Here is a 16,375-nt window from a genome sequence, read left to right on the forward strand (position 1 = left end):
GCGACACACCACCCGTTGTGGCGAAAACTTCTACCTGGTCCATCACTCGAGATGGCTACTAATCGTAATTATTCAATTACTATCAGGACAGAACTTAGCTGTTCGGCGTTCTCGCTTGACCGAACACCGAACACTTGAGATGGTCTTACCATGTCCGTCGACCGTCGCGGTGCCATCGATGCAGCGATCGCTGCGTTCACCGCTGCCGGCATCACGGCCAAGATCGCGGCGGAGAGCCCCGAAGCCGACTTGACGCTGGAAATAAACGGCGTGCCACTGGACATCGAGGTCGAAGTTGCCGCGACTGCGACACCCGACTCACTGGTGAACCAGCTTCGTCGACGTTCATGCGAGCGTTCGCACGTCTCCGCTCACCTGCTCGTCGCCGATCGGATAGTGGCAGCCGCGCGCGAGGTACTCCGAGAGCGGGGCTGGAGTTGGCTCGATCTACGAGGTCACCTGCATCTTTCCGGCCCAGGCGTACTTGTCGATACCACAGTTCCCGCGGCACAAGACGTCCCGCGCCCGGTCGATCTGTTCGCCGGTAAAGTCGCTCTCGAAGCCGCCTGCGCCCTGCTCCTAGCGCCTGGACGTCCAGGTTCCGTGCGCCAACTCGCGCGGGAACTCCACAGATCCCCCAGTTCTGTCTCCGCCGCGATGAACTCTCTGCGAGAAGCTCAGCTCATCGACTCCCGGGGACTGCCGGTGACCCCGGAACTGTTCTGGGAAACGGCGAGCGCCTGGCGACCAGCACAGACGACGGTGGCGCGAGTAGCGCTCCTTGACGACCCTACGATTGCAGGTGCGTTGCACCTTGGCAGGGATGAGCCGCCGACCGGCATCGGCTGGGCCTTGACGGACACGATGGCAGCTGCCGCCTACGGCGCTCCCGCCGGTGTCCGGGCCGGTTATCCGCCGGACTTCTACGTTCCCGACACGACGACGGCACACCGGGCCGAAACTCTCCTGGGCGTGCCGACGTCCGACGCCGCCCGTGGGGCAACCATCCGGATCGCGCCAGTGCCTCAGGTGTGTTCCCTGAGATTCTCGGCATCGCCAGATGGGCCTCCGTGGCCGCTGGCACATCCGCTGTTCGTGGCTCTCGATCTGGCCGCCGACCCCGGCCGCGGCCGGGAGATCCTCGAAGGGTGGAACCCACCTCAAGAGGTAACGCGTGTCTGGTGATCAACCCCGCAACGTGGAGCTCTTCGGTCCGGTCACGGCCTCCCTGGTTCAGGCGCTTCCGGAGATCGAGCGGCGGCTCGAGCAGAGGATCACCGTGGTCGGCGGCCTCGCTGTCCTATCGCGTCTTGGTTCGGCCGCGCATCGGGTGACCAGTGACGTCGACACGGTCAACCGGCGGCAGGGCGGTGAGCCGGGCCAGCTCGATGTCCTGCTCGCCACCGGGGCTACCGCCGTCGATGGAGCGGGCGCGATGGTTGCCACGCCGACCGGCGATGTTCGGGTGGATGTGCTCGAAGTCAGCGAGGAGCAGCTCGACGATCTCCCAGCGGATCCGACAGGCTCTACCTGCTCAGTCACGACTGGGCTCTGCGCTCGGCGACCCCGCTGCATATCCGTGCAGTCGGTGGCGGCACCACGAGCGAACACACGGTCCGGGTCGCCGAGCCGGGACCGCTCATCGCGACAAAGTTGCAGGCGCTACCGAACCGCGCCCGCGCCAAGGAAGCGACCGACCTGCTCGACATCGTCCGGCTCGCCCTCGACGAGGAGACCGGGCCGGTCGTCCGCGCGCAGCTGGCAGCAGCCGACGTCGTGCTGAAACGGGACGCAGCGCTGCACGTCGACCGGTGGTTCCGGGCGGCCGCCGAGCGGAGCTTGCGCCTCATCAGGACAACACCCAGTGGCTCCGACACCACGCCGGACACGGTCGCACTGGTCGGCGAACTGCTCCTCGCTTCGCTCGCGCACTGAGGGTACTCAGACGGCACCGGCGTTGAGCTGGCGCGGCATGCCGTGCGACATGCCGCGCCAGCTCGTCGTCCTACGCCGCGACAATGCTGAACGGCAGTTGCAACTGATCGGCCGGCTCACCTGCAGCCAAGTTCGCCGCAGCCGTCAACGCCACAGCGAGGCGACGGGCCTCGTCTTCGGTCAGGTGCCAGCCCTGATTGGTCTCTCCCTTGCCGAACCAGATTCGCGGGGCTGTCTCGCGGTCGCCCTGGTCAAGGCTCACGACCGCGTGCTCGGGCTGCCACCCCAACCCCGGGCCCATCTCCTGGGCATCCTCCAAGATCAAGGCCACCTGCTCCTCCCAGCTGGAGAAGTGACGACGATCCGGGCCGGCATCGCGATCGTCGTGTAGACCGTTGCATCACCGCGGGCACGGTTTCGCCAACCAGAACACCGGCCGCGAGCAGATTGCCGCATCCTCGCCGGAACAGGCGATCAGATCTGCCGCGCCGGACTGCCTCAAGTCAACTCGATGAAGCGGAACGCGTCCGCACCGGACGCAGGTATGCCCGCCACACTGCGCCGCATCGAGCGCCCTCAGATCAACCCCTGGCACGTTGCCCAACAGAGCGTTGTTCTCCATACCGTTCTCCTTCAACACAGAGGACGTAGACAAACGATCGAGCAATACGGCGAAGCGACACGCCATGCAGGTATCGCACAATCGAGTGATTCCTTTCATGATCACGCCACAGATTCCGTATTAGGGGGTGTCGACCTCCCCCGACAAGGAAGGCAACGCAATGCCTGACCATCAGCGGTCGCTCACCTCACTGGAGATCATCGAACGACGATTCAACGAGCTGACCGCGCAGCCGACAGCACTGTCACTAGACGGACGCGTCATCGGATTCGGCCTCCCCGACCGGCCGATCCCCCTCGACGAACTCCGGATCACCCTCCTCAAGCGCCAGACCAGCAACCACGTGAAGAACGCCGTCTGGAGCGAGGTCGTACGACGCGCACAGGAACAGGGCGACCCCTGGACCACCGCAGCACTCGGGTTGATGATGCCGGGCCTGAAGAAGGTCGCCGGCAGCATCGCCCGCAACTTCCGCGGCGACATCGCCGACTTCGACGCCGAGATCGTCGAAGGTTTTCTCCAGGCACTGAACTCGCTGGACCCCGACAAGCCGATGCTCTACTCGTCCCTGCGGTTCATGGCCCACCGCTACGGACTGGAGGCTCGCGGCAGGGAAGACCGCATCAACGGAATACGATCCACCTACGACGAAAGCACCTTCGTCAGGTACCGCGCCCGGACGACCGGACATCCGGACCTCGTCCTGGCACAAGCCGTGAAAGACGACACCTTGACCGAAGACGAAGCCAGCCTCATCGGACGAGTACGGCTCGACGGCGAGGGAGCCGCATCCGTCGCCCACGAACGCGGTGTCTCCTCCTACCAATTCCGGCAACAGCTGTCACGAGCCGAGCGGCGACTGACGGAGTCGCTCACTCGTCATTCCGCCGCTGCATGAACCCCTGGTGGTGTCGGTGGCCAAGTCTGGCCGCCGACACCACCAGCGACGAGGACCTCTCCGTTTCACTCCAGAAAGCCGATTCCATGGATCCTCAAATAGTTCGCGAACTCGACCGGCCGCGGTTCTACCGCGTCGGCGAGGCTGCAGCGATGCTGAACCTGTCAGCCATGACCCTCTACCGGGCAATTCACGCAGGCGAGTTCCCCGCCATCAGAGTCCGGAACCGCATCATCGTCCCGGCGCGCGCAATCGACGACATCGAGCAAGCCGCCGTGACCAGCAACAGCGTCGTCGACACGGCCAGCTTCACCACGCCGGCTCCACCCGCGAGACCTCAGGCGTGATCCACGCCGCCTCCGGGGGTGATCGACCTGCGCGCACCGCGTAGAGCCTGGAAGGCCGCGACACGCCCGGGCGGCGCGGCCGGGATCTCATGACCCATTTCGTGACCCGAAACGCTGCTGCCTGGCGATGCTCAGGAGGGCACCACAGAGAACCGTGAGGACAAAGTTGCAGGTAGAGGCCACAGTCAACGCTGTTGCCTGCTCTCCTAAAGCGGGTGTCGCAGGTTCGAATCCTGCCGGGGGCACCTGGTTTCTCGATCATGAAGTCCGGCCGGCGGTCGTATGCGCGGCCACCGAACAACGCGCGTTGTACGCACGCAAAAGCGTGGCCGGAGAACGGCCTTCCTCGAACTGGCGATCCCGGACCGGGCCACCTTCACGAACGATCCGCCCACCGGGCCCCGTACGCCAGCCCCGGCGCGAGGTGCTGGAACCGCAGGTGCAGCTCCCCCGACGGCCCCACCGCCTGGGGCCGTCCGCGGTAGCCCGGGTCCGACACGTCCCGCTGGAACGCGCCGTCCAAGGTCCGGACCTCCCGGGGTGCCCCGAAGCGGACGCGGAGGTCGAAGGCGTCGCACGGCTGCCGCGGCACGCAAACCAGGTACGGCCGGAGGGCCGACGCCGAGGGCAGCCTGAACAGGACCGCCACCTCCCACGTCTCGCCCCGGGCCAGCGGCCGGGGGAGCTCCACCTCGTATCCCCAACGGTCGCTCGCCTCCATGCCGCGGTCGGCCACCGTTCCGCCGTAGAGCACCGTCACCTCCAGGTCCTGCCGGGACGGGCCCGAGACCGCGAGGTCCAGCGCACGTAGTCCGTCCTGGTCCGCGACCACCCGGCGCTGCTCCAGCACCACTGGCTCGGGCCGGTCCAGCACCAGCGCCACACCCAGCGAAGCCGTGTGCCACCGGCTCGGCGAAGAGACCTCCTGGGACGTTCCCGTCGCCAGCTCCGCCAGGAGGTCGATCGCCTCGTCGACGCGACGGCGGACCGTACGCGGGTCGCGGTCGACGCGGCGGGCGGCCCATTGGATCCGCTCCTGGTACAGCGGCTGGCGTGCCTCCGAACAGATCGCGAAGGCCGCCAGCACCGTCACCCTGAGGTCCTCCGGAAGGTGCGCGGCCAGTTCCGCGAGTCGACCGGCCACCTTCTGGCGGATCGCCACCGTCCCGTCCGCCTCCGAAACCGAACAGGCCGATCGCAGGCCGGGGCCCACCCGGTCCTCGACCCTGCCCAGCAGGCCCCGTCCCTTGCGGAGGGCCTTCAGCTCCTGAACCAGCTCAGCGCGCCCCACGGTGCTCTCCTTCAGTGCGTTTCCATGGCCGGGCCCCCTTTCAGGACAGCGTGCGACCGGTCGGTGGACGGGAAGTGGACAGAACGTGCATCACCGAGGCGAACAGCGCCGTTCCCAGGCGGACGCCGTCGCGGGACAGGTAGGTGCGGAACGTGCCGATGGCGCCCAGTGCGTCCGCGTCGCCCACCCCGAAGGCCACCACTCGGGGCCGGCGCACCCAGCCCGGGTCCGTCAACGCGGCGAACGCCGGCGGCCAGGCCAGCGGGTCCGTCGGCTGGCCGTCGGACAGGAAGAACACCAGCGGGCGGTGGACGTGCAGGCGGTGACGTTCCAGTGCGAGCACGTCGTCGTCGATCACCGTGCGCAGGAACGTGAACGCCGGCCCGAAGTTCGTCCCGGTGCGCGGGCCCGGTACGGGCAGCTCGGCCAGCTCGTCCATGGGGAGCAGCCGCTGGACCACGTGCGGCCGCTCCCCGAACCCGACCACGCTGCACAGGACGCGGCCGGCCACCGACGCGTCCGCGTGGACGGCGCCGCGGAACTCCCGCAGGCCCGTGTTCAGCTCGTCCATGTGGTCGGCCATCGAAAGCGAGACGTCGCAGGCCACGTAGCACGGCAACACGTCGGACCCCATACCGGTTTCTCCTTCACCCCAGATCGACCGGCGGAGTGTGCCGACGGCGCGTATACCGAACGTGCAAGGAATGCGGATTCCCGAAACCCTTACGGCCGATTGCGCGATGTCAAAAGCAGACAGCAGGCTGAGGCCGGGGAGGCTTTTGTGGAGTTTCGGATGCTCGGCCCGCTGGAGGCGTGGCACGACGGCGCCCCGGTGCAGCTGGGTGACCAGCAGCAGCGGTTCGTCCTCGTCGTGCTGCTGCTGCGCGCGAACAAACCGGTGACGTCCACGCGCCTCGCTGAGATCATCTGGCCCGAAGGCGAGGCCAAGCCGACGCTGGTGCGCAGCTACATCAAGCGGCTGCGCGACGTCGTGCAGGAGGCCGGAGACGTGCGCATCGAGACGACGCCGACCGGCTACCTGCTGCGGGTCGGCGAGGACCAGCTGGACACCCTGCGCTTCGACCGGCTTCGCGCCGAAGCCACCGAAGTGCGCGCCGAAGACCCGCGCCGGGCGATCACGCTGCTGCGTACCGCCGTCGGTCTGTGGCGCGGAAAGTTCCTCGAGGACATCGACATCGACCGGGTCGGCGGTGCCGAGGTGATCTCGCCGGACGAGAGCTACCCCGACGCCGTCGGTGACCTGGCCGAACTCGAGCTCGAGTCCGGTGACCACCGCTCCGCGCGCGACCGGCTGCGGCCGCTCGTGCGGAGCGATCCGGCCAGCCAGAAACACGCCGCGCTCCTCATGCGTGCGCTGCTCGCCGGCGGCGACCAGGTCGGCGCGCTGCGGGTGTTCACCAGCACCCGCGACGCGCTCGCCGGACTGCGGATGGAGCCGGGCCCGGTACTGCGCAAGCTCGCCGCGCGGGCCGAACGCGGCGATCCGCCCAGCTCACTGCCGTCCCGGCCGGGTGGGTTCACCGGCCGCGCCGCGGAAATCGCCGCGCTCGAAGCCGCCGCCGCGGCCGGGCGCCGCGCGGTCTGGGTGAGCGGCGCGCCGGGTGTCGGCAAGTCCGGCCTGGCCATCGAGGTGGCGCACCGCCTGCGCGAGCGCTTCCCCGATGGCCAGCTCCTGGTCCGGCTCAACGGGTTCACCCCCGGCGTAGCCGAAACGACCGTCGGGGACGCGCTCACCGAGCTGCTCGTCGAACTCGGCGTGCCCGCCGAGCAGATCCCCGCCACCGTCGGCCGGAAGGCCCGGCTCTACCAGGACACGCTGTGGGGCACGCGCACTCTGGTCGTGCTGGACAACGCCGCGTCGCCGGAGCAGATCCGGCCGTTGCTGCCCGAGCCGGACAGCTGCCTGGCCGTCGTCACCAGCCGGCGGATGGGCGACGCGGACACCGGCGAGCCCGTCCGGCTTTCGCCGTTGCCGCCGGAAGACGCGGCCGAGCTGTTCCACGCCCTGACCGACCCGCCGCGGGTGCGGGGCCGGGCGGCCGAGGTGGCCGCGATCGTCAGGCGCTGCGGCTTCCTGCCGATGCCCATCCGCGTCGCGGCCGCGTTGTTCCGGCGACACGACCGGTGGCCGCTCTCCCACCTGTTGCGGCTGCTCGCAGAAAGCGGTCCCTGGGGCACGGACGACGGCATCGCCGCGGTCCGGGTGTCCTGCCGCCAGCTGGGCGAACCGCAGCGCGTCATGTTCGGGCTGCTCGGCAGCATGCCCGGGCCGGACATCGACGTCGCGGGCGGGGCCGCGCTCGCCGGCTGCACTCCCGCCGAAGCGCGGCTGCTGCTGAACGACCTGCATGAGGTCAGCCTCCTGGAGGAGGCCGCACCCGAGCGGTACCACATGCTCGACCCGCTGAAAGAGTTCGCCGCCGTCGATCCGCCGCCCGAGCAGGCGCTGGTGCGCTTGCTCGACTTCTACCTGGTGGCGCTGGCCGCCGCGGTCGCCGCCGCCTACCCCTTCGACCGCGCCCAACTGCCGGCGACCGACCGGTCCTGCCCGGTGACGCCGGTGTTCGCCGACGCCGGTGCCGGGCTGCGGTGGATCACCGCCGAACGTGACAACCTCGTCGCCGCGATCCACCACGCCGCCGCACACGGCCTGCCCGGGCACACGTGGCGGCTGGCCGTGCTGCTGTGGCGCTACTTCCACACGACGAACCAGTTCGAGGACTGGATCGCCACCCTGGAACTCGCCTGGGAGATCGTCTCCGCGGGCGAGGGCGACGACTACGGCGAGGCGCACGTCCTGCTGCGGCTGGCCACCGCGCACGACCGCCGGGGACAGCACGCCGAGGCGCTGGACTTCGCGGCGCAAGCGCTGCCGAAGTGGCAACGCCTCGGTGATCCGCGCGGCGAAGCGGCGACGTTGTGCGCGCTGGCCATCCCGACCATGGAACTGGGCAAGCACGACCAGGCTATGGCCCTCCTGACGGCCGCGCTCGCGAAGTACGAGCAGACCGAGGACCCGCGCGGGGAGGCCCACGCGTTGAGCATGCTCGGCTACCTCAACGAGCAGCACGGGAACTTCGCCGTGGCATTGGACCGGCATGAGTCCGCCGCGCGGATCCTGCGCGAGATCGGGCACGTCCAGGGCACTGCACACGTCCTCAACAATCTCGGTTCGGTGCAGGAAAAACTGGGTCTGCTCGCGGAAGCACTGGCCAGCTACACGGACGCCCACGCCTACGCCGCCGAAGTCGGCGACCACTGCGTCGAGGCCTACGCGCTGAACAACATCGGCAACGTGCACCGCCAGCGCGGGCGGTACGTCCAAGCCGAGCGCTACCACGACAAGGCCAAGGAGGTGGCGGCGAACGTGCCGGACGCCGACCTCCGCACCCAGCTCTACCTCGACCGCGGCGCCACCGCGCTGGCCCGCGGCGCCCGCCGGGATGCGCTCACCGCGTGCAAAGCGGCCCTGGACCTGGCCGACGGCCACGGTAACCGCACCTATCGGGCTCGCGCGCACCGCGGCGTCGCCGAGACGTTGCACGCCATGGGCGAGCACGAAGGCGCCATCGCGCACTGGGCCGCGGCCGAAGCCGAGTTCGCCGCGCTCGAACTACCGGAGGCCGGCGAGGTGCGCCGGGAACGGTCGGCGCTGGAGTGTGCCTGCTCGCCGTGACGGTCAGTGCCGGTGCAGCACGCGGTTCAGTTCGGGGTAGATCTCCCGGACGGCGTGCTTGCCGCGCCACCGGCTGAGGCACCGGGCCAGTTCCCGCAGGTCGGTGCGCACGGTCGCGGAGTCGACCTGCGCCACGTCGTCGATCGTCCCGGCCAGCGTCCGGCAGCTTTCGTCGATTTCGCCGTCCAGTGCATGCGCCAGGGACCGGCGGACGCCAAACCGCGCCCGGGTGCGGCGGTTGGTGAGGGGGATCCGGGCCAGCTCGTCGCCCAGCAGCGTCGCCGCTTCGCCGGCCTGGCCGAGGTCCGCCAGCGACCAGCCGCGGGCGAGGGCCAGCGGATCCGGCGCGGTCGAGCCGAGCACCGGGTAATCCCCCGTGTCCACAGTAGACGCATACAGCGGACCGGCGGCTCGGTCCATCGCCCGCTCGAAGGCGTCCCGGTCGCCGGCCAGCGCGTGGCCCTGCGCCTCCCGCCGAGCGGCCAGGCCGAACGTCCGCGAACCGGCTCTGCCGAGCCGCTGCGCCTGCCGGGCCAGGTCGATCGTCGCGATCGGATCCTGCCGGTAGAGGGCCAGCCCCGCTTCCCGGACGAACGCGTAGCTCGCGATCTCCCGGTCGCCGGCGGCGCGTGCCAGCTCCGAGGCGTGCCGCGTCCACGACAGCGCGTCGTGCTCCTGGCCGGCTTCCTGGCTCAGCCATCCGGTGTACTCGGCCATCCGCGCGGCGAGCAGCATCAGTCGTGATCGGATCGGCTCCGGGTTTTCCCTGGCCAGCGCGTGCACCGTGTGGGTGTGGGTGGCGAGCGGTTCGAGGACCACGGCGGGACTGGTCTGCATGCCGAGCGTGCGCAGCTGCTCGAACGACGCGCGCAGGCCGGTCACGACGTGCTCGTCCAGGACCGGCCGTGGCCCGCCGGCCAGCGCGATGCCGAGCACCGCTCCCGCACCGGTCAGCATCTGGCGGCGGTCCAGTGTGTTCGCGGCCTGGGAACGCGCCCGCGCCTCGTGCGCGGCTTCGACCAGCGCGCCACCGGCGTCCAGCACGCTGTCGCAGATCCGCGCCAGCATCGGGTTCGGCGGCTTCAGGTCGTTTTCGATCTTGCTGATGTAGCTCTTACTGTAGTTGACGCGCCTGGCCAGCTCACCCAAGGAGAATCCGGCGGCTGCCCGGCATTCCCGCAACAGCGCACCAAATGATTCGGGCATGCGGACCTCCATTCCGACTGGTATCGAGTACACCATTTACGGCGGGCCGCCGCAATTGCCCGGACGGCCGCGGCGGTGGCCGCGGCCGTCCGGGCACGCGTCACCCGTGCCAGGGGTTGCCGTCGGTGGTCGCCGGCGGCGGGGCCGTGCTGGTCGCCGCGGGCGTGCTGCCGCTGTCGCCGTCCGCGAGCGCCGCCGAGGAGCCGATCAGCGGGGCCGCCACGACGATGCAGAGGGCGAGCACCGGACCACCGATTTTGGCCAGCTTTTTGAACATGACGAATCCTCCTTGCGAAAAGTGATTGATCGGGCGATTCGACTTGATTCGGCGCCCTGCAATCAGGATTCGTCATGCGTGGTCCGGCGACAAGGAGTTGACCGTTTCCCGAAGCAGCGGTCAACGGTGCACACGCACGAAGGCCGCGTTCCCCCTCGGAACGCGGCCTTCGTGGTTCAGCGGCCGTTGCGGGCCCGGTCGAGCACTTCCTCGAGCCGCAACGGGCTGGGTGGGTGGTGGCTCAGGCACAGCGGCGCGCGCATGGCGCGGAACCCGAACGACTCACCGGTGACGTAGAACTGCCCGCGTTCCAGCCGCGAGATGTCCCCGACGGTGCTGCCCTTGGCCCTGGCCATGTCGTTCGCCGCGGCGATCTGTGCCGGGCTGTTCAGGCGGCCGAAGAACTGTGTTGTCGCGTTCCCGGTGATCTGGTTGTGCAGGCCCTTCGGTGCCTGGGTGGCCAGCAGCAGGCCGAGGCCGTACTTGCGGGCCTGCGAGGCGAGCATGATGGTGCTCTGGGTGCTGGCCGTCCAGCCACCCGACGGAGCGATCGTCTGGGCTTCGTCCATGACGAACAACCCGCCGAGCGGGCGATCGGCTGCCGGGTTGCGCTTGATCCAGGCGAACACCTCCAGCTGGAGCTGGCTGACGAACCCCTGCCGCTGCTCGTCGGACGGCAGCCCGACGAAGCTGATCACCGAGATCCGCGCCCGCTTCCCGGGCGACGGCGTGAGCAGCCCGGCAGGATCGGCGGGTTCCCCGGAGCCCCCGAGCAGCGGATCGTTGACCATCGCGGCCCGCAGCGTCTCGGCCAGATCGGCAGCGGTCTTGGTGCCGGTGGTGAGCTTGCTGACGCCCATCGGCAGCTCGGCGAGCATGTCGACGAACCCGGAGAGGCTGCGCGACTCCTTCCGCGCGTAGTGGGTGAGCGCCTCCCGCAGGACGGCCTGGCCCCTCACCGCGGCTTTGGCCCCGCCGCTCACTCGTGCGTGCGGAATCAGCCGCGCCACGGCGGCTTCGACCGCCGCGGCGAACTCGTCTTCGTCATCCCGGACGCCGGCGAAGTCGGGCAAGGGATGGAAGCTGAGCGGCCGCCCGGCAGCCCGGCCGGGTGTCCAGACGACAACCTCGGTCCCACCCAGGTAATCGGCGGCGGCGTCCGCGTCACCGGGCCGCCACCCTTCGGGCGGTTGCGGCCAGGGATCACCGAGCCGGGCGAGGTCGTTGTTGGGGTCCAGGACGATGGCGGAGACGCCCCGCAGCGCGCACTCTTCGACGATGCGGCGAAGGAGGACGGTTTTTCCGGTACCCGAGCCGGCGAAGATCACGGCGTGCTTGCGGAGGGACTCGAGCTCGATGCGGATCTCGCCGTCCACGCCGAGGGTGAACCCACTTGGACCGGCTTCCGGCTTGGTCTTCGGCGGCGGGCGGGTCTCCCGCTGGTTGCCGCCGCGGGGCTGTCCCGGGTCGGGGAGGATCTTCTTCAGCAAGCTCGTCTGGCTGGCCGGTTTGCGGGCGACCAGCCAGTTGAGGAGTTCGTAGCTCTGCTTGGTGAGCATCTGGCTGAGCGCCCAGAACGTCCGGAGGTCGTCCTTGCTGACCTCCACGCGTGGACTGCCCGCGCGAGCCAGATCTCCGACAACGCCCTTGGTCTTTCTACCGGTCCAGCCCTTGGCGCCGTGGTGAATCAGCACCAGGTGCCGGTTGCGTACTCCCTCGCGGATACCGGCCGCGTCGATCGCACCCTGCATCCGTCGCAGGACCCGGTTGCCGTGCTGAGGGGCGAAGGCCCGGAACAACCAGCGTTCCTTGACGTCGTCCTCCTCGTTCAACACCCGCAACAGGCCGGCGTGCAGATCACACGATCCGACGGGAGGCGGTTCGGTTTCCCACGACTTGTCGTCGTTGCCGAACTCGGTGATCCACGACCGCAGGGCGGCTTGGAGGAGAACGGGCATCGTGGTGTCTTCGTTGTGGTAGCTGAGGACGGCACTCACGTCGGCCTTCTTGCGCAGCTCGGCGAACCGGCGGTCGAATTCCGCATAGTAGTCGGGTTCCAGCCCGCTCGGCTCCGGAACTTCAACCGGTTCAACCGGTTCTTCGTCGAACGATGTCAGTTCACGCATCTCGCCGTACAGGCAGACTTCGGCGTGTTTCTGGACCCGCCGGAGGACCTGCCGGGGAGTGTAACCGCGCCACGCAGCATCGTCGAACGCCTCCGAGGCCACGGGCCACGTGGCGTGCGGCGGGGTGAAGCCGATGCCCTGGTAGACGACGCCGAGCCACTTCGCCACCAAGGCCCGACCGATCCCGGCGTCGACGATGACTCCAAGGACGGGAGTATCGGTGAACCGGTCTTCGAACGAGTCGGTTGCCGCCTTCTCCAGCAGCATCCACGTGTTGGGCAGACACGCCACGATCGACAGAGTTCGCCGGGTCGTCTCCCGCAGTTGCATCAGGCCGTCGGCGATGACTTTGAGTTCGCCGGCCGTTCTCGATGTCGGCTCGTCGGCAGCTTTGATGATCAAGGAGTCCAGCTGGTCGACCGCGGCCACGCTGGGCCCGGTCAGTGCCGCCACGCGGGAGATCTCCGTGACGAGTTCCCGTCTCGGTTTCGGTTCGCTGGGCAAGCCCCAAGCTTTGCGTGCCTTCTTCTTTTCTTCGTCGGCCGATCCGGACAGGTAGTCCTTCCCCGTCGCCATCTGTTCGGTGTCTAAAGCCGCGTAGAGCACAAGCGCGCGAAGGGTGTCTGCGCACTCGACGGCTACATGGGCATCGACACCGCGCATAGCTCCGATGAAGACGTTGATGTCTTCGGCCGTGAGTGGCGCGCGACCGAGAACCGCGGCCGCCACCGGCTCGGGCACGCCGGCCTCGTCGCACAACCGGTGCAGCAGCTTCGTCAGCTGCAGTTCGCCATCTTCGCCTTTGCGCCACAGCTCCCCACGCATGGCTCGCAGGACATCATCCCAGAACGCCGCTCCTGTGGTGAGGTCGATCAGGAAGAAGTAGCCGCCCTCGCTTTGCACGAACCGCCGGATCCGGCCGAGCAGGTGCGTCTTGCCGACTCCCTTCTGCCCCTGCAAGGTCAGCCCGATGGGGCTGGGTCCGGTGCTGTTCTTCGCATCCAGGATGCTCGCACGGATCTGGTCTTCGGTTCGCTTGTGCAGGCCCTCGACGTGGAACGGCGAAATACCCCAGACGTCGTCCGGCGTCTCCGCGGAGTTGAACCGGACCGCCGCGAGCGCCTGCTGCCGCTGGTCGTCGGTCATGATTCCTCGATCGCCACGAAGTGCTTGTCCTCCTTGCCGATCCGGATCGCCGCGGCGTGGTCCGCATCGGTGAGGCCGCTCCGGTCGGAGTCCGGGACGAGATGGGCGTACCCTGCCTTCATCATGCCGAGGAGGGTTTGGTCCACCTCATCCTTTGCAGCGCCGTTGAGCTTCGGGCGGAGCTGGGCGAGGCGCACCCACTTGCCCGAGATTTCCCGGTAAACTCGCCGGATCGCCTCCTCCAGGGTTTCCTTCCCGCCAATGATCTCGGTGAGCCTGATCTTGTTCTGCCTCGCGTAGAGACGCAACACCTCGAAACAGATCTTGACCAGAGGGTTGGAGCGCGGCGGGGTCTCGATATCGGCCAGTGCCCGTTCACACCAGTCCTCGCCTGCCTGGGTGATCTTGTGAATCAGCCTACGGCCTTCCTTACGGGTCTCGAGCAAACCGGCGGTGTTCAGTTTCGCCCGCCCTGCCGGACCGAGCTCGACGCCGTGTTCCTTCCTGAGTTCTGCGTTCGGCATCTCCCCTTCGTGCAGCATCAGGACGAGCAGTGCCGCCCGCTCCGGGCTCCCGTACTTCTCCGCCATGCCCCGCTCCTCACTTCGTCGATATGTTGATCCGCCGGCCGATCCGGTCGAGCAGCTTGCCGACACTGGGGTACAGACCCTCCGGCGCCGTGATGCGGTTGCCGTTCGCGCGAACCTGGTTCAGCTGGTCCAAGTCCACCGTCAGGTCTTTGAGCAACGCCATGTCACCGTCGTCCAGCGCCGCGGCCATGTCGTTGACCGTCTGCTCGATGAGCGCCCACCGGCCGGCATGAGCTACCTCGTCCGGTACCGCGCGCAGCGCGGCGGCCGTGTCCTCGAGGGTGGTGTGGTCCGAGTCCGTGTACGTGGGTGTCGCGTCCGTGATGATTTCGTGCAGCTGCCGCGCCACCTGGCCCGGCCGCAAGTCGCCGTCCAGTTGGAAGAGCCGGAGGTTGCGCAGGAATACCGGGAGCCGATCCGCATCGGTCCGGCCGGTGAGCACACAGAACAACTGTCGATCGCTGTCGGCGTCGAGAGCGTGCCGGAGGAACCGTTCCGCCTCCGTGGCTTGCCACCGGCTCACTTCGCCGTCCACGATGAGACACAGGTGCTTCGCCGGATCGCTGCTTTGCTCGAGGAACTCCGGGTCACCGGACTGCGATCGGTCCACGCGCAGACCCAGTGCTGACAGCTTTGCGATGAGCTCGCCGGCCGCTCGCGGTTGCGACCGGGGAACCGAGACCAGGAGATCCAGGCTGTACGACCGGCGCTGCGTCCGAGCAGCCGCTACGTATGCGTCCCGGTTGTCCGCGAGCAGGTCTGTACGGTCGAACTGCTGCGCGATGACCGCGGCCACCGTTTCCAGGGCGAACGAGATCTGGTCCGCCGAGGGAACGGGCTCCTGCAGTACCGGGAGCTGCTCGCCGAAACTCCAGTACGAGACGTACGGCACCGTGGTGTGCCGCAGCATCAGGTCCTGCGTCACGCTCTTGGCCAGCCAGTTCCGGAACAGCGGCGCGGTGACCTCGGCGCACCGCTGGTGCCACGCGTCGGCGCGCTGGTACTCGACCCGGTTGTCCAGCCGTGACAAAATCGGCAGGACCAGGTGCGGCGGGCGGTCGTAGGGCAACCGGTCGCGCGCGACGTTGGCACGCTGCGCGATGTTCACGGCACCTTCGACACTCTGCTGGTTGGCCGTGAAGAGGACGACCAGGCGATCCGGCAGCTGCGCCGTGCAGATGCCGCCGATGTCGGAGATACCCGTCCGGCTGTCGATCAGGACGAAGTCGTACTTCTCGGTCCATTCGGCCCGGCAGTACTCCAGGAATTCGGCGAATCCCTGGCGGTACAGATCTTCCCAGTCGATGTCCTGCACCCGGCGGGTGTAAGCGGCATCCGGCTTGCCCGCAGCCAGCAGCGCCACCTCGCCGTCGACGAAGTCGAGTCGGATCGCATGGCGTTTCGGCCGCTCGGCGCCCGCGAGGAAGTCGGCCACCAGGTCCACCACACCGCCCTGGGGCGTCTTCGGCAACAGTTCATCGAAATAGTGATGCAGGCCAGGCGCTTCGAGATCCCAATCGATCGCGAGCACGCGGTAGCCCCACCGGGCCAAGAGCAACGCGACGTTGGCGAGCGTGAAGCTGCGCCCGACACCGCCCTTGTAGGAGTAGAAGGTGACGACGGTCCCGGTCATGGGTCGAACCTCGGCAGCGGCGGCGGCGGTGACAGGACGGGATCAGGTCGCTTGGCGACCGGCCAGTCGGGCCGCCAGGGCGGGACCTGCCTCAACAGTTCGGCGAGATCCCGCGCACATTCTCTGACTTTTTGCTGGAAAGGATGCCAATCCCGGCTTTCCTGAAAGCCCCTGTCAGGGTTGTCAAGGCCCTTGAAGTCCCACCACGACCGAAGACGACCTTCGTTCTCGATTCTATGCGAGTCCGCGAAGCGAATGGGGTAGATCAGTCCCTGCGGACACTCGAAACTGGCGAGTCCGAGCGACTGCTCGCGCGCCTCCATACTCTCCCATTCGGCCATGCACCACCGAGATTCCCAATAGGGTGCCGACAGGACGGCAACCATGATCTTGGTGCGATGCAGTGCGCTTTCGAGCTGCGCAGGCCAGTGAACGCCACGTGGCATGTCCTTGTCGAGGAAGATCTTCGGCGCAGGTGCCATCTCGTCGACGAGGCACTCCACGAGCCGTGGATAAAAGTGGTTCAACAGCCAATTCCGCGCAGTTCCATGGCGACTGTAACTGATGAACAGATCGTACTTGTATCCCGACACGTCGACGATGATAA

The 16,375-nt window shown here is 68.1% G+C and carries 14 protein-coding genes and 1 pseudogene; 5 read left to right on the forward strand and 10 right to left on the reverse strand.

Annotation, left to right across the window (positions count from 1 at the left end):
* Positions 1-150: 150 nt before the first annotated feature.
* The gene (locus tag ACFPLC_RS08860; RefSeq protein ID WP_378199788.1) at positions 151-1,185 is read left to right on the forward strand and encodes a helix-turn-helix domain-containing protein; all 1,035 of its coding nucleotides are present in this window, start codon (positions 151-153) and stop codon (positions 1,183-1,185) included.
* Between the two features lie 48 nt (positions 1,186-1,233).
* Here ACFPLC_RS08860 and ACFPLC_RS08865 read toward each other — a convergent pair whose 3' ends face one another.
* Complete coding sequence (locus ACFPLC_RS08865) at positions 1,234-1,404, reverse strand: hypothetical protein (protein ID WP_378235773.1); 171 nt, start codon at positions 1,402-1,404, stop codon at positions 1,234-1,236.
* 249 nt (positions 1,405-1,653) lie between these two features.
* Here ACFPLC_RS08865 and ACFPLC_RS08870 point away from each other — a divergent pair, with 249 nt between their 5' ends.
* Positions 1,654-1,935: a hypothetical protein gene (locus ACFPLC_RS08870; RefSeq protein WP_378199786.1), complete on the forward strand. Its 282-nt coding sequence runs from the start codon at positions 1,654-1,656 to the stop codon at positions 1,933-1,935.
* A gap of 70 nt (positions 1,936-2,005) precedes the next feature.
* On the opposite strand, the pseudogene ACFPLC_RS08875 reads toward ACFPLC_RS08870, so the two are convergent.
* A pseudogene (locus ACFPLC_RS08875) lies at positions 2,006-2,323 on the reverse strand (hypothetical protein); the annotation flags it as partial.
* A gap of 394 nt (positions 2,324-2,717) precedes the next feature.
* On the opposite strand from ACFPLC_RS08875, the gene ACFPLC_RS08880 reads away from it, so the two are divergent.
* Both ACFPLC_RS08880 and ACFPLC_RS08885 read left to right on the forward strand, forming a co-directional pair.
* Complete coding sequence (locus tag ACFPLC_RS08880; protein WP_378235774.1) at positions 2,718-3,455, forward strand: sigma-70 RNA polymerase sigma factor region 4 domain-containing protein; 738 nt, start codon at positions 2,718-2,720, stop codon at positions 3,453-3,455.
* 86 nt (positions 3,456-3,541) lie between these two features.
* Complete coding sequence (locus ACFPLC_RS08885; RefSeq protein WP_378235775.1) at positions 3,542-3,802, forward strand: helix-turn-helix domain-containing protein; 261 nt, start codon at positions 3,542-3,544, stop codon at positions 3,800-3,802.
* Positions 3,803-4,178: 376 nt separating this feature from the next.
* Here the strand turns inward: ACFPLC_RS08885 and ACFPLC_RS08890 are convergent, their stop codons facing one another.
* Positions 4,179-5,093: a hypothetical protein gene (locus ACFPLC_RS08890; RefSeq protein ID WP_378199777.1), complete on the reverse strand. Its 915-nt coding sequence runs from the start codon at positions 5,091-5,093 to the stop codon at positions 4,179-4,181.
* Positions 5,094-5,133: 40 nt separating this feature from the next.
* Positions 5,134-5,727 (reverse strand): vWA domain-containing protein, encoded by a 594-nt coding sequence (locus tag ACFPLC_RS08895; RefSeq protein WP_378199774.1) that lies wholly within the window; start codon positions 5,725-5,727, stop codon positions 5,134-5,136.
* 147 nt (positions 5,728-5,874) lie between these two features.
* On the opposite strand from ACFPLC_RS08895, the gene ACFPLC_RS08900 reads away from it, so the two are divergent.
* The gene (locus ACFPLC_RS08900) at positions 5,875-8,790 is read left to right on the forward strand and encodes an AfsR/SARP family transcriptional regulator (RefSeq protein ID WP_378235776.1); all 2,916 of its coding nucleotides are present in this window, start codon (positions 5,875-5,877) and stop codon (positions 8,788-8,790) included.
* Positions 8,791-8,793: 3 nt separating this feature from the next.
* Here the strand turns inward: ACFPLC_RS08900 and ACFPLC_RS08905 are convergent, their stop codons facing one another.
* From ACFPLC_RS08905 to ACFPLC_RS08930, 6 genes are all read right to left on the reverse strand, one after another.
* The gene (locus ACFPLC_RS08905) at positions 8,794-9,996 is read right to left on the reverse strand and encodes a helix-turn-helix domain-containing protein (protein ID WP_378199769.1); all 1,203 of its coding nucleotides are present in this window, start codon (positions 9,994-9,996) and stop codon (positions 8,794-8,796) included.
* Between the two features lie 100 nt (positions 9,997-10,096).
* A complete protein-coding gene (locus ACFPLC_RS08910) occupies positions 10,097-10,273 on the reverse strand; it encodes a hypothetical protein (RefSeq protein WP_378199767.1) in 177 nt (58 codons plus the stop codon).
* 176 nt (positions 10,274-10,449) lie between these two features.
* Positions 10,450-13,545 carry a helicase HerA domain-containing protein gene (locus ACFPLC_RS08915; protein ID WP_378199764.1) on the reverse strand — a complete coding sequence of 1,032 codons (3,096 nt, stop codon included), beginning with the start codon at positions 13,543-13,545 and terminating at the stop codon, positions 10,450-10,452.
* Positions 13,542-14,135, reverse strand: coding sequence for a hypothetical protein (locus tag ACFPLC_RS08920; protein ID WP_378199761.1), 594 nt, complete (start codon positions 14,133-14,135; stop codon positions 13,542-13,544). Before ACFPLC_RS08920 ends, ACFPLC_RS08915 begins: the two co-directional genes overlap by 4 nt.
* Positions 14,136-14,145: 10 nt before the next feature.
* Positions 14,146-15,768, reverse strand: coding sequence for a CATRA system-associated protein (locus tag ACFPLC_RS08925; protein ID WP_378199758.1), 1,623 nt, complete (start codon positions 15,766-15,768; stop codon positions 14,146-14,148).
* The gene (locus ACFPLC_RS08930) at positions 15,765-16,361 is read right to left on the reverse strand and encodes a TIR domain-containing protein (RefSeq protein WP_378199755.1); all 597 of its coding nucleotides are present in this window, start codon (positions 16,359-16,361) and stop codon (positions 15,765-15,767) included. Before ACFPLC_RS08930 ends, ACFPLC_RS08925 begins: the two co-directional genes overlap by 4 nt.
* Positions 16,362-16,375: the final 14 nt, after the last annotated feature.

This window comes from Amycolatopsis plumensis (genome assembly GCF_042652605.1).
In the GTDB taxonomy this organism is placed as follows: Bacteria; Actinomycetota; Actinomycetes; order Mycobacteriales; family Pseudonocardiaceae; genus Amycolatopsis; species Amycolatopsis plumensis.